The following is a 12912-nucleotide window of genomic DNA, read 5'->3' on the forward strand; positions in this document are numbered from 1 at the left end:
ATGGACCCCATGGACCCGAGGGAACGCATCCTCAAGGCAGCCACCGACCTGCTGGTCTCGTCAGCGGACGCGGACTTCTCGACCCGCGCCGTGTGCGAGGCCGCCGGCGTCGGGGCACCCGTGCTCTACCGGCACTTCGGCGACAAGGCGGGTCTGCTGTCGGCGGTCGTGGACAGGGGTTTCGAGGAGTACCTGGCGTCCAAGCGCGCCGCACGGCCGAGCGCCGACCCCGTCCAGGACGTCAGGGACGGCTGGGACAACCACGTACGGTTCGCCCTTGCGCACCCCAACCACTACCGGGTGATGTTCTCCCCGGGGCTGCCCGTTCCGCCGGACGCGCTCAACGAGGCCCACCAGCTGCTGCGCGAGACGCTGGACCGTTGTGCGGTCGCCGGACGCCTGACGGTCGCGCTGGAGGCGGCCACACAGATGGTGATGTCCGCCAACACGGGTGTGGCGCTGTCCCTGGTGGCCCGCGCCGCCCACTATCCGGACACGGAGTTCTCCGCCCGTGTCCGTGACGCCGTCATCGACTCCATCACGCAGCCTCTCGCGCAGGAGGAGCAGCCGTCCGCGGCCGCCGACGGCGTCCCGGCCGCGGCCGCGACCCTCGGGGCCCGACTGCGCGTGGCGCCTCCCGCCGCACTCAGCGCGGCCGAGACCGGACTGCTCCACCAGTGGCTGGACACACTGGCCCGCGGTGACGGCAGCGCCTGAGGCCTGTCCGGGCACGCCCGGGCCCGGCACGCGAAGGCGGCGTACCGCTGAGCGATACGCCGCCTCACCTCATCTCACGTCACGTCACTTCTTGGCGTCGCTGAACCTCTCGCCCTTCTCGGCCTTCTCGACCAGCAGGGCCGGGGGCGTGAACCGCTCGCCGTAGCGTTCGGCGAGCTCACGCGCGCGTGCGACGAATCCGGGGAGACCGCCTTCGTAGCCGTTGATGTACTGCAGGACACCGCCTGTCCAGCCCGGGAAGCCGATGCCGAAGATGGAGCCGATGTTGGCGTCGGCGACCGAGGTCAGGACGCCCTCTTCGAGGAGGCGGACGGTGTCCAGGGCCTCGGAGAAGAGCATGCGTTCCTGCATGTCCTCGAAGGGGATCTCGTGACCCGGCTTCGTGAAGTGCTCGCGCAGGCCCGGCCACAGCTTGGCGCGCTTGCCGTCCGTGTAGTCGTAGAAGCCCGCGCCGCCGCTGCGTCCGGGCCGGCCGAACTCGTCGACCATGCGGTCGATGACGGCCTCGGCCGGGTGGGTCGCCCAGGTGCCGCCGGCCTCCTCGACGGCTCGCTTCGACTCGGCCCGGATCTTGCGCGGGAGGGTCAGCGTCAACTCGTCCATGAGGGAGAGGACCTTGGCCGGGTAGCCCGCCTGTGCGGCGGCCTGCTCGACGGACGCGGGCTCGATGCCCTCGCCGACCATCGCGACACCCTCGTTGATGAAGTGCCCGATGACGCGGGAGGTGAAGAAGCCGCGCGAGTCGTTGACGACGATCGGTGTCTTCTTGATCTGGCGGACCAGGTCGAAGGCGCGGGCCAGCGCCTCGTCGCCGGTGCGCTCGCCCTTGATGATCTCGACGAGCGGCATCTTGTCGACCGGCGAGAAGAAGTGCAGGCCGATGAAGTCGCCCTGGCGCTCCACGCCTTCGGCGAGGGCGGTGATCGGGAGCGTGGAGGTGTTGGAGCACAGGAGTGCGTCCGGCTCGACGATGTGCTGGATCTCCTGGAACACCTTGTGCTTGAGGGACGTGTCCTCGAAGACCGCCTCGATCACCGCGTCGCAGCCCGCCAGGTCGGCCGGGTCGGACGTGGGCGTGATGCGGGCCAGCAGCTCGTCCGCCTTCTCCTGCGTCGTACGGCCCCGGGAGACCGCCTTCGCGCAGAGCTTCTCGGAGTAGGCCTTGCCCTTGGCGGCGGCTTCCGCCGACACGTCCTTGAGGACGACCTCGATGCCCGCGCGGGCGCACGAGTAGGCGATGCCGGCGCCCATCATCCCGGCGCCGAGGACGGCGGCCCTGCGCACCGGGCGCGGCTCGATGCCCTGGGGGCGGTTGGCACCGGAGTTGACGGCCTGGAGGTCGAAGAAGAACGCCTGGATCATGTTCTTCGCGGTCTGGCCGGTGACCAGCTCGGTGAAGTAGCGCGCCTCGATGATCAGAGCGGTCTCGAAGTCGACCTGCGAGCCCTCGACGGCGGCCGCGAGGATGTTGCGCGGCGCCGGGTAGGGGGCGCCGTTCAGCTGCTTCTTCAGGTTGGCCGGGAAGGCCGGCAGGTTGGCGGCGAACTTCGGGTTCGCCGGCGTACCGCCCGGGATCCGGTAGCCCGGGACGTCCCACGGCTGCCGCGACTCGGGGTTGGCGTCGATGAAGGCGCGCGCCTTGGCGAGCATCTCCTGGGGGGTGGCGGCCACTTCGTGGACGAGGCCGTTGTCCAGGGCGCGCTGCGGGGAGTACTGGGTGCCCTGGAGCAGCACCTTCAGCAGTGCGTCCGCGATGCCCATGAGGCGCACGGTGCGGGTGACGCCGCCGCCCGCCGGGAGCAGGCCGAGGGTGACCTCGGGCAGGCCGATCTTGGAGCCGGGGGCGTCGAGGGCGACGCGGTGGTGGGAGGCGAGGGCGATCTCGTAACCGCCGCCCAGGGCCGCGCCGTTGATGGCGGCGACGACGGGCTTGCCGAGGGTCTCGATGCGGCGCAGGGACGACTTGATGGCCGTACCGGTGTCGAAGGCGGCCTGGGCGTTCTCCGGGCCCGCCTTCATCATGTCCTTGAGATCGCCGCCCGCGAAGAAGGTCTTCTTGGCGGAGGTGTAGATGATCCCGCGGATGGAGTCCTTCTCGGCCTCGGCGCGGTCGGCGATCGCCGCGATGGAGTCCTTGAAGGCCTGGTTCATGGTGTTCGCGGACTGGTTGGGGTCGTCGAGGACGAGAGTGACGACGCCGGTCTCGTCCTGTTCCCAGCGGATGGTGGTGGGCTCAGTGCTCATCAGGGTGCTCCGTAACAATCCGTTGGGGGGTCAGACGCGCTCGACGATGGTGGCGATGCCCATGCCGCCGCCCACGCACAGGGTGGCGAGCCCGAACCGCTTGTCCTGGCGCTCCAGTTCGTCGACGAGGGTGCCGAGGATCATCGCGCCGGTGGCGCCGAGCGGGTGGCCGAGCGCGATCGCGCCGCCGTTGACGTTGACCTTGTCCAGGGACAGGCCCATCTCGCGCACGAAGCGCAGCACGACGGCGGCGAAGGCCTCGTTGATCTCGACGAGGTCGATGTCGTCGATGGTCAGACCGGCCTTGGCGAGCGCCTTGCGGGTCGCGGGCGCGGGCCCGGTCAGCATGATCGTGGGCTCGGAGCCGGAGACGGCCGCGGAGACGATGCGGGCGCGCGGGGTCAGGCCGTAGCGCTCGCCGACCTCCTTCGTGCCGATGGCGACGAGGGAGGCGCCGTCCACGATGCCGGAGGAGTTGCCCGCGTGGTGGACGTGGTCGATCTCCTCGACCCAGTGGTACTTCTGCAGGGCCACGGCGTCGAAGCCGCCGAGCTCGCCGATGTCCTTGAAGGACGGCTTCAGCTTCGCGAGCGAGTCGGCGGTGGTGCCCGGGCGCAGGAACTCGTCGTGGTCGAGGATCACCAGGCCGCTGCGGTCCTTCACGGGGACGACGGACCGCTCGAAGCGGCCGTCCTTCCAGGCCGCGGCGGCGCGCTCCTGGGAGAGGGCCGCGTACTCGTCGACGTCGCGGCGGGTGAGGCCCTCGATGGTCGCGATGAGGTCGGCGCCGATGCCCTGCGGCACGAAGTTGGTCGCCATGTTGGTCATCGGGTCGGCGAACCAGGCGCCGCCGTCGGAGGCCATCGGCACTCGCGACATCGACTCGACGCCACCGGCGAGCACCAGGTCCTCCCAGCCCGAACGGACCTTCATCGCCGCCAGGTTGACGGCCTCCAGGCCCGAGGCACAGAAGCGGTTCTCCTGGACGCCGGCGACCGTGTCGGGCAGCCCGGCGGCGATCGCGGCGATGCGGGCGATGTCGGAGCCCTGGTCGCCGACGGGGCCGACGACGCCGAGCACGATGTCGTCGATCGCGGCGGGGTCGAGGCTCGGGAAGCGGGCCTGGATCTCGTGGATGAGTCCGACGACGAGGTCGATGGGCTTGGTGCCGTGCAGGGCGCCGTTGGCCTTGCCGCGGCCGCGCGGGGTGCGGATCGCGTCGTACACATACGCTTCGGTGCTCACTGACAAGCCTTTCAGGAAGAGCCGGGAGGGCGGGGAGGGTTAGCCGAGCAGGGAACGGCCGATGATCTCCTTCATGATCTCGGTGGTCCCGCCGTAGATGGTCTGTATGCGTCCGTCGGTGAAGGCCTTGGCGACGCGGGTCTCGGTCATGTAGCCGTAGCCGCCGTGCAGTTGGAGGCAGCGGTCCGCGACGCGCTTTTGCAGTTCGGTGGCCCACCACTTGGCCATCGAGGCGTGCACGGCGTCGAGTTCGCCGTCGCTGTGGTCGGCTGTGCAGCGGTCGAGGAAGGTGCGGGTGACGGCGCACTCCGTGGCCATCTCGGCCACTTCGAAGCGGATGTGCTGGAGCTTGGCGAGCGGACGGCCGAAGGCCTCGCGCTCCTTGACGTACTCCGTGGTGATCTCCAGCAGGTGCTCGGCGGCGGCGATCGCGGAGACGGCGATGCTGAGGCGCTCCTGCGCGAGGTTGGTCATCAGGTGCACGAAGGCGCCGTTGAGGTCGCCGAGCAGGTTCTCCTTGGGCACGCGCACGTCGTGGAAGAACAACTCGGCGGTGTCCTGGGCCTTCTGGCCGATCTTGTCGAGGTTGCGGCCGCGTTCGAAGCCCTCGGTGCCGCGCTCGACGACCAGCAGGGAGAGTCCGTGGGCGCCGCCCTCGGGGCTCGTCCTCGCGACGACGATGACGAGGTCGGCGAGGATGCCGTTCGAGATGAACGTCTTGGAGCCGTTGAGCACCCAGTGGTCGCCGTGGTCCTCGGCGTGTGTCCGAATGCCCTGGAGGTCCGATCCGGCGCCGGGTTCGGTCATGGCGATCGCCGTGATGAGCGAGCCGTCGCAGAAGCCGGGCAGCCAGCGGCGCTTCTGCTCCTCGGTCGCGAGACCTGTCAGATAGGGCCCGATGATGTCGTTGTGCAGGCCGAGCGCGAGCCCGGCGGCTCCCGCGCGCGTGAACTCCTCGGCGAGTACGGCGCTGTAGCGGAAGTCGGGTTCACCACCGCCCCCGTACTCCTCGGGCACGGCGAGCCCGAGGAGGCCCTGCTTGCCGGCCGCCCGCCAGGCGTCGCGCGAGACGATGCCGTCCTTCTCCCACTGCTCGTAGTGGGGCAGCACCTCCTTGGCGAGGAAGGTACGGACGGTCTCGCGGAACGCGTCGTGCTCGGCGGTGAAGATCTGCCGCTTCATTGCCTCAAAGCCTCCTAGAGCCAGCTCTTGACGGTCTCGACCAGCCTGGCCGGCTCCGGTCCCACCGGCGTGACGTTGAGCATGGTCACTCCGGCCTCGCGGAAGGCCTCCACCCGCTCGCGCACGTAACCCTCCGGGCCGCACAGCGACATGAGTTCGCAGAACTCGTCCGGCACGGCGGCCTCGGCCTCCTTCTTGCGGCCGGACAGGTACAGCTCCTGGATCAGCGCGGCTTCCTTCTCGTAGCCGTACGCCGCGGCGAGGTCGTTGTAGAAGTTCTTGCCGGGCGCGCCCATCCCTCCTACGTAGAGGGCGATTTTGGGCCGCGCGAGATCCCGTACGGCCGCCGCGTCCGCGCCGATGGCGAGCAGTCCGCCCGCGACGGTCGCCAGCGGTCCGAGTGCGGGATCCCGGCGCGCGGCGCCCTCCGCCAGGGGTGTCCCCCACACATGGTGGGCCTTCTCGGGGATGAAAAGGGTGGGCAGCCAGCCGTCGGCGAGTTCGGCGGTCATGCGGACGTTGGCGGGGCCCAGCGCGGCGACATAGAGCGGGACTTCGGGGCGCACGGGCCTGGTGAGGATCTTCAGGGGCTTGCCGAGGCCGCCGGGGCGGGGCATGTCGGTGATTCCGTGGTGGTCGATGACCTCGCGACGCAGGATGCGGCGGGTCAGCTCGATGGCCTCGCGGGTACGGCCCAGTGGCCTGTCGTACGGCTTCCCGTGCCAGCCCTCGACGACCTGCGGGCCCGAGGCGCCGAGGCCGATGATGGCGCGGCCGCCGGAGATCGCGTCGAGTCCGGCGGCGGTCTGGGCGATGAGGGCCGGAGTGCGGGAGTAGACGTTGAGGATCCCGGCGCCGATCTTCATGCGTTCGGTGCGGGCGGCCAGATAGCCCATGATCGACGGCGCGTCGAAGCCGTAGGCCTCGGCGACCCAGACGGCGTCCACACCGGCGGACTCCAGCGCGGCGACCTCGTCGGCGGCCGTTCGGGGGTCGCCCGCGTAGTCGAGCGGGAGGGAGAGCTCCATCAGTGGCCGTCCTTGGTGAGGTCGTCCTTGGCGAGGTGGGGTACGTCCCAGTCTCGTGCCACGGCCTCGGTGTCGGCGCCCGGCTGCGCGGGGCCGCTGCGGACGGAGGTGGGCGTCGCGGAGAAGCGGGGCGCGGGGGCGGGCTGGGTGATGCCGCCGTGGTCGGTGAAGGTGCCGCGCGCGGCGAGGTGCGGGTGGGCCGGGGCCTCGCGCAGCGACAGGACAGGCGCCACGCACGCGTCGGAGCCCTCGAAGACGGCCGTCCACTCCTCGCGCGTACGGGTCCTGAAGCGGGCCGCGACACTCTCGCGCAGTTCGCCCCAGCGGGACACGTCCTTGCGGGCCGGGGCCTCGTCCCGGATGCCGAGCAGCGCCACGAACTCGTCGTAGAACTGCTGCTCCAGAGCGCCCACCGCCATGTACTGCCCGTCGGCCGTCTCGTAGGTGCCGTAGAAGGGGCAGCCGCCGTCGAGGAGGTTGGCTCCGCGCCGGTCCTGCCAGCCGCCGGCGGCGAGCATGCCGTGGATCATCGAGGTGAGGTGCGCGGTTCCGTCGACGATGGCGGCGTCGACGACCTGTCCGGTGCCGGTCGCGCGCGCGTGGTGCAGCGCGGCGAGGACACCGACGACGAGATACAGCGAGCCGCCCGCATAGTCACCGACCAGGTTGGCGGGGACCGCGGGTGGCTCGCCCGGATTCCCGATCATGCCGAGGGTGCCGGTCGGCGCGATGTAGGCGATGTCGTGCCCGGCCCGCTGGGCGAGCGGGCCCTGCTGACCCCAGCCGGTCATCCGGCCGTAGACGAGCTTCGGGTTGCGGGCGTGGCAGTCCTCGGGGCCGACACCGAGGCGCTCGGCGACGCCCGGGCGGTAGCCCTCGACGAGGACGTCGGCGCGGTCGACGAGGTCGAGGACGCGGGCCGCGCCGTGCTCGCTCTTCAGGTCGACGACGACGGAACGCTTGTTGCGGTTGGTGATGTCGTAGGCCGGGTCGATCGCGAGGCCGGCGCCGCCCGGGCGGTCCACGCGGACGACGTCCGCACCGAGGTCGGCGAGGATCATGGCGGCGAACGGGCCGGGGCCGATCCCCGCGAGCTCGACCACGCGCACCCCGGCGAGCGGACCGTGCCTTGGCGTCCCTGCTTCTGCCATCGAGCCCCCAGCACTGTGACACTACTGATGTGACATCAGCGATGTTAAGAACGTGTTCCACATCAGACAAGCCTTGACGAGCAAGCGCTTAGTTAAATTACGCCGGGCAGACCGGCCCGGAGCGGGGCGAATCGGGGTGCTTCAGCGAGCGTCCAGCTCCGCGACCAGCTTCTTCGGCGCGATCACGCGGTAGCTCTCCTCGACCCAGTCGCAGAGCAGCTCCGCGGCCGGGGCCCCGTGCCCGTCCAGGGGTATGCGCACCCAGCCGGCTTTGCCCAGGCCGTATCCGGCGGGCTCGGCTCCGGGCGAGGTCAGCGCGTGCGCGTGCGCCTCCTCATCCTTGAGTTTGACCGTGAGGCCGAGTGGATGGCTGCCGTCGTCGACGCCGAGGAAGACGAACACCCTCTTGTTGACCTTCGCGACGGTCTCGCCCCAGGGGAACTCCTCGGCGGCGCCCGGCAGGCCGAGCGCGAAGGCGCGCACCTTCCGCCACCTCTTCAGCGCGTTCTCGGCCACCGCCACCTCCGACCTCGTTGTCCGGCTGCTCGTACCTCACGCTAGCCTCAGCCACCGACAACGGCGCGGGGCGCACGGCTGAGGGGTGTCATGAGCAGGCTGAAGACGACGGATCGCGCGTACGACCTGGTGCTCTTCGGAGCAACCGGCTTCGTCGGGACGCTCACCGCGGAGTACCTCGCCGCCCATGCGCCCGAAGGGCTGCGCTGGGCGATCGCCGGGCGCAGCACCTCCCGGCTGGAGCAGCTGCGCGAGCGGCTGGCCGACGCCTGCGGCGCCGAGGTCGGGGTGCTGCGGGCGGACGTGGCCGATGCGGAGTCGCTGCGTGAACTCGCCCGCCACGCGCGCGTGGTGGCCACGACGGTCGGGCCGTACCTGACGTACGGCGAGGAGCTGGTCGCCGCCTGCGCGGACGCCGGCACCGACTACGTCGACCTCACCGGTGAGCCGGAGTTCGTGGACCTGATGTACGTCCGGCACGACGCACGCGCGCGGGAGACCGGCGCGCGGATCGTGCACGCCTGCGGTTTCGACTCCATTCCGCATGACCTCGGCGCCTACTTCACGGTGCGGCAGCTCCCTGAGGGGGTGCCGCTGACCGTCGACGGATTCGTGCGCTCCCAGGCGATGTTCTCGGGCGGTACGTTCGCCTCCGCGCTCAACCAGTTCGCGCGTGGCAGGCACATGATCTCCGCCGCCCGGGACCGCAGGCGGCACGAACCGCGGCTGATGGGAAGGCGGGCCGCCGCGCCGCCGAGCGCGCCGCGGTTCGCCAAGGAGATCGGCGCGTGGGCACTGCCGCTGCCCACCATCGACCCGCAGGTGGTGCAGCGTTCGGCGCGGGCACTGGAGCGGTACGGTCCGGACTTCCGCTACCGCCACTACGCGGCCGTCGAGAGCCTGCCCGTGGCGCTCGGTGGGGTCGCGGCCGTCGGCGCGATTTTCGCGGCCGCCCAACTGCCGCCCGCGCGGCGCTGGTTGTCGGACCGGGTAAGGCCCGGGGAGGGACCGAGCGCGGAGCGGCGTGCGAAGAGCTGGTTCTCGGTGCGGTTCGTGGGCGAGGGCGGCGGGCGGCGCGTGTTCACGGAGGTCGCGGGCGGCGACCCCGGCTACGACGAGACGGCCAAGATGCTCGCGGAGTCCGCGCTCTGTCTCGCCTTCGACGACCTGCCGGAGACGGCCGGGCAGGTCACGACGGCGGTGGCGATGGGCGACGCGCTCACGGAACGGCTCCGCGGGGCGGGCATCACGTTCCGGGTCGCGGCCACCCGCTGACCGATCCGCGGCCCGCTCGACAACGTCCTTACTGCGCCCATCCCGTGACCGTGTAGACCATCGCGCCGATCCAGGCGACGCCGGCGATCACGGCGAGGATCAGTGCGGCCAGGACGGCACGCTCGACGGGCTGGACAGGGCTGGCGGCGGGCTTCGCGGCACGGTGCGTTGTCATGGGGCACAGCCTGCCGATCATGGCCGGGTCCCACATCCGTACACGTACTCAGAACTCCTACTCAGCACTCGTACTCAGAGCGGACCTTCGCAACGGCCTTCAGAGAGTTGCTTCCTTCAGGGCCCGCCTGCAGAGGGAGTCGGCTCGCCGGGTGGTCTCCGGGAGGCGGTATGCGGGAGTGAGCGCGAGCGTGTGCGCGCAGGCGGTGTCGAGGCTCACCCGGTGGCCCACGGAGACGAACACCGGTTTGATGCCGGGCTGGGTGCGCAGGGCGCGGCCTACCTCCTCGTCGCCCGCGAGGAGCGGGGAGGCGCTGCCGCGCGGGGTGCCGGGCTCCTCGTAGGTGAACGTGAAGGGGTTCTTGGCGACCCCGATCGTGGGAAGCCCGGTGAGCACGCCGAGGTGGCTCGCGAGGCCGAAGCGGCGTGGGTGGGCCAGGCCGTAGCCGTCGCAGACGACGAGGCCGGGCGGGCACGGCAGCGCGTCGAGGGCGGCCAGGACGGTCGGGATCTCACGGAAGGCGAGCAGCCCGGGAACGTACGGGAAGGAGACCTGCCCGACGGCGGTGGCCTCGGCGACGACGTCGAGGCTCGCCGCGTCCAGCACGACCGCCGCGGCCACGACGACGTCGCGCTCGTCGTCGTACGCCACGTCGACGCCCGTCACATGGCCGGTGCCGGGCGGCGGCCCGGGCTCGTCGCGCGCCACCCTCCCCCGCAACTCGTCCTGGACGGCGCGGGCTTGCTCTTCGGTCGCGGGCCAGCCCGCGGGGATCGCTACGGTCGTCATGGTGAGGACGAGCGTAAGGGCCGGCCCCGGCCCGTGTTCTCGCCGGAGTACGCTCGCGATCATGTTTCTTCTCGAACTGACGTACACCGCACCGCTGGAGGCCGTCGACGCCGTGCTGGAGGCGCATGTCGGCTGGCTCGACGAGCACTTCGCGGCGGGCGTCTTCCTGACCGCCGGGCGCAAGAACCCGCGGGACGGCGGAGTGATCCTCGCCGTCGCGGAGAGCCGCGCGCGGATCGAGGAGATCAGCGCCGGCGACCCGTTCGTCACCGCCGGTGTGTGCGAGTACCGGATAACGGAGTTCGTCGCGGCGAAGACCGCGCCCGCCCTGGAGGCGTACCGGGAGACACTGGCCTGAGCCGGGTGCCTCCCGGTCGCCCGCCGGATCACTTGCCGCCGAGGGCGCGCTGCAGCTGCTGCTTGTTCATGTCCGAGCGGCCGTCGATGTTGCGCCGCTTGGCCTCTTCGTAGAGCTGGTCGTACGTCGGCCCCTGCGAGCCCTTGCCCGAGCGCCGGCCGCCACGCTCGCCGGACGACATGTCCTGGGTGGACGTCTTGCTCGCGCTCTTCGACTCGCCGGAGCGGGCGCGCTCCTTGTTGACGGTGCGCGCGGCGATCTCCTCGGCGCGCTTGTTGCTCTCGCCCCGGTCTCGCGCACTCTCCTTGATGTGCTCGTACTGGCGTTCCCGCTTGGCGTTCGAACCGCGTGGCATGACCGGTCACTTCCTTTCGGGGTGCGGTCACGCACGAGTACCCGTTTTCGCCGGGAACATCATCAGCGCTCCAGCCGGGCCACCCTGCCCTTCTCACCGGAGGCCCAGCAGGCCAGGTCGGGGGTGCAGTCCACGGTGTCGTACGAGCCGGTGTCCAGCGTCTGCCAGCTGCGGCCGCCGTCCGTGGTCAGGTCGGTGCCGGTGGGGCCCACCGCGAGTGCGGCCGTGCGGCTGTGCGGGAGCCAGGCCACGCCGGAGCGGTAGGCGGGCGGGGGCCGGCCGGCGGGCGTCCAGGTGCGGCCGCCGTCGGGGGTGACGGCTGCGGCCCGGGGTGACGCCTGGTCGGCGCGGTAGTCGCCGCCGACCGCGAGGCCGTGCGTACGGTCGCGGAAGGCGACGGCGAAGACGCCGCGGGCCGGGTCGCCGGCCGGGACCGGGGTCTCGGCGGCTGTCCAGGTCAGCCCTCGGTCGGCGGAGTGCAGCACGCGCGCGTGGGCGCCGCCGCCGGTGGCGAGCCACACGTCGCGCGGCCCCGAGGCGACCAGGCACTGCCCGCTCGCCGCGAAGCCCGCCTCGCCGTCCTGCGCCGCGGGCATCCCTGCACTGGGCAGCACCGTCCAGGAGCGGCCGCCGTCACTGGTCGACAGGATGCGGAACTTTCCGTCCACCGGGTCGCTCATCGCCAGGCCGTGGCGGCGGTCGAAGAAGGTGAGGCAATCGTAGAAGGCCTTCTCGTCGGTGTTGCGGAAGGACTCGGTCCAGGTCGCGCCGCCGTCGTCGGTGCGAAAGACCCGCGAGGCCTCGCCCTCGCCGATGGACAGGGCCACGGCGCGCCGCGCGTCGAACGCCTCGATGTCGCGGAACTCCAGGTCCGCGGCGCCGGGTGGCGAGACGTTTCGCCAGTGCGCGCCGCCGTCGGTGGTGCGCAGCACGGTGCCCTTGGAGCCGGCCACCCAGGCGGTGTCCCGGGCGACCGCCGAGAGCCCGCGGAACCGTACGTCGGTGCCGCTGTCCTTGAGTTCCCAGTGCGGCACCCGCTTCTCCGCCTGGCTCGCCTGCGCACTGTCCGCTTCATGTGCCTGTGCGGGCGCGGCCAGTACGGCGGCCAGCGCGACCGCGCATGCCCCCACCGTCGTCGTCCGACTCGTACGTCTCATGCGTCGCGTCTTCCCCATGCCCCTCATGGCGGGCGAAGCTAGTCCACGGACCCGATGTCGTCCAGATGCCCTTGGCGGGAACCCCGGAGCCCCCGTCCGGTGTCCTCTCCGATGTCCGTGGGAGCGCGGACGAGAGGTGGATCACCTCAGTGAATGGATTCGGTGACAGAGGTCACTCGGGTCCCTGGTGCACGCATTGGCCGAATCCATCGTCTCTCCAAGTGCCCGTCCTCGTCCGCCCGGAGTACTTCCAGCCGTCACACAAGGGAGCAAGGCGTTGTCCACCGTCATCGAGCAGCCCGTAGAGGCCCGCCTCGTCGCCGCCGCGCCGCGGATGCCGAGCATTCCCGCAACGCTCCACTACGACCGGCGCGACCCCTTCGCCATCCGTATGACCTTCCCCGCCCCGGCCACGCTGGAGGGCGTCGAGGTGTGCTGGACGTTCGCGCGTGAGCTGCTCGTGTGCGGAATGGAGGACCAGGCGGGATACGGCGACGTACGCGTGCGGCCCTACGGCTACGACCGCACCGTCCTGGAGTTCCACGCGCCCGAGGGGACCGCTGTCGTGCACGTCCGCTCCGGCGAACTGCGCGGCTTCCTCGAGCGCACGACGGAGCTGGTTCCCCTCGGGCTGGAGCACCTCCATGTCGACCTCGACCACGACCTCGCGGAACTGATGCGGGACGCGTGCTGAGCGGT

14 protein-coding genes are annotated in these 12912 nt (G+C 71.2%); 4 read left to right on the forward strand and 10 right to left on the reverse strand.

Translation table 11 applies throughout. The annotated features are described in order from the left end of the window. Window positions 1-9: 9 nt before the first annotated feature. Entirely contained in the window at window positions 10-717 is a 708-nt protein-coding gene (locus tag ACN6LB_RS20405; RefSeq protein WP_445027205.1) for a TetR/AcrR family transcriptional regulator, read from the forward strand. An 84-nt stretch (window positions 718-801) separates the two neighbouring features. On the opposite strand, the gene ACN6LB_RS20410 is transcribed toward ACN6LB_RS20405, so the two are convergent. From ACN6LB_RS20410 to ACN6LB_RS20435, 6 genes are all read right to left on the reverse strand, one after another. After that, window positions 802-2982: a 3-hydroxyacyl-CoA dehydrogenase NAD-binding domain-containing protein gene (locus ACN6LB_RS20410; protein WP_445027171.1), complete on the reverse strand. Its 2181-nt coding sequence runs from the start codon at window positions 2980-2982 to the stop codon at window positions 802-804. Window positions 2983-3012: 30 nt separating this feature from the next. Next, the gene (locus ACN6LB_RS20415) at window positions 3013-4227 is read right to left on the reverse strand and encodes an acetyl-CoA C-acetyltransferase (protein ID WP_445027172.1); all 1215 of its coding nucleotides are present in this window, start codon (window positions 4225-4227) and stop codon (window positions 3013-3015) included. A 39-nt stretch (window positions 4228-4266) separates the two neighbouring features. Beyond that, window positions 4267-5409 carry an acyl-CoA dehydrogenase family protein gene (locus tag ACN6LB_RS20420; protein WP_445027173.1) on the reverse strand — a complete coding sequence of 381 codons (1143 nt, stop codon included), beginning with the start codon at window positions 5407-5409 and terminating at the stop codon, window positions 4267-4269. A 14-nt stretch (window positions 5410-5423) separates the two neighbouring features. Next, complete coding sequence (locus ACN6LB_RS20425; protein WP_445027174.1) at window positions 5424-6437, reverse strand: LLM class F420-dependent oxidoreductase; 1014 nt, start codon at window positions 6435-6437, stop codon at window positions 5424-5426. Continuing rightward, a complete protein-coding gene (locus ACN6LB_RS20430) occupies window positions 6437-7588 on the reverse strand; it encodes a CaiB/BaiF CoA transferase family protein (RefSeq protein WP_445027175.1) in 1152 nt (383 codons plus the stop codon). Before ACN6LB_RS20430 ends, ACN6LB_RS20425 begins: the two co-directional genes overlap by 1 nt. Before the next feature lie 141 nt (window positions 7589-7729). Beyond that, a complete protein-coding gene (locus tag ACN6LB_RS20435; protein ID WP_445027176.1) occupies window positions 7730-8110 on the reverse strand; it encodes an MmcQ/YjbR family DNA-binding protein in 381 nt (126 codons plus the stop codon). An 84-nt stretch (window positions 8111-8194) separates the two neighbouring features. On the opposite strand from ACN6LB_RS20435, the gene ACN6LB_RS20440 reads away from it, so the two are divergent. Continuing rightward, window positions 8195-9379 carry a saccharopine dehydrogenase family protein gene (locus tag ACN6LB_RS20440; protein WP_445027177.1) on the forward strand — a complete coding sequence of 395 codons (1185 nt, stop codon included), beginning with the start codon at window positions 8195-8197 and terminating at the stop codon, window positions 9377-9379. 28 nt (window positions 9380-9407) lie between these two features. On the opposite strand, the gene mmpA is transcribed toward ACN6LB_RS20440, so the two are convergent. Both mmpA and ACN6LB_RS20450 read right to left on the reverse strand, forming a co-directional pair. Continuing rightward, entirely contained in the window at window positions 9408-9554 is a 147-nt protein-coding gene (gene mmpA / locus ACN6LB_RS20445) for a morphogenic membrane protein MmpA (protein WP_356142953.1), read from the reverse strand. Between the two features lie 99 nt (window positions 9555-9653). After that, a complete protein-coding gene (locus ACN6LB_RS20450; protein ID WP_445027178.1) occupies window positions 9654-10343 on the reverse strand; it encodes an endonuclease V in 690 nt (229 codons plus the stop codon). 61 nt (window positions 10344-10404) lie between these two features. Between ACN6LB_RS20450 and ACN6LB_RS20455 the strand changes: the two genes are divergently transcribed. Further along, on the forward strand, window positions 10405-10701 hold the full coding sequence (locus ACN6LB_RS20455; RefSeq protein ID WP_445027179.1) for a YciI family protein: 297 nt from the start codon (window positions 10405-10407) through the stop codon (window positions 10699-10701). Between the two features lie 28 nt (window positions 10702-10729). On the opposite strand, the gene ACN6LB_RS20460 is transcribed toward ACN6LB_RS20455, so the two are convergent. Together ACN6LB_RS20460 and ACN6LB_RS20465 are read right to left on the reverse strand one after the other, a co-directional pair. Beyond that, window positions 10730-11056 carry a plasmid stabilization protein gene (locus tag ACN6LB_RS20460; protein ID WP_445027180.1) on the reverse strand — a complete coding sequence of 109 codons (327 nt, stop codon included), beginning with the start codon at window positions 11054-11056 and terminating at the stop codon, window positions 10730-10732. A 62-nt stretch (window positions 11057-11118) separates the two neighbouring features. Then, window positions 11119-12213, reverse strand: a complete 1095-nt coding sequence (locus ACN6LB_RS20465; RefSeq protein WP_445027181.1) for a WD40/YVTN/BNR-like repeat-containing protein — start codon at window positions 12211-12213, stop codon at window positions 11119-11121. Between the two features lie 277 nt (window positions 12214-12490). Between ACN6LB_RS20465 and ssgD the strand changes: the two genes are divergently transcribed. Beyond that, a complete protein-coding gene (gene ssgD, locus ACN6LB_RS20470; protein ID WP_356143103.1) occupies window positions 12491-12907 on the forward strand; it encodes a spore wall synthesis regulator SsgD in 417 nt (138 codons plus the stop codon). Window positions 12908-12912 lie beyond the last annotated feature (5 nt).

It is taken from the genome of Streptomyces sp. SAS_270, assembly GCF_052543295.1.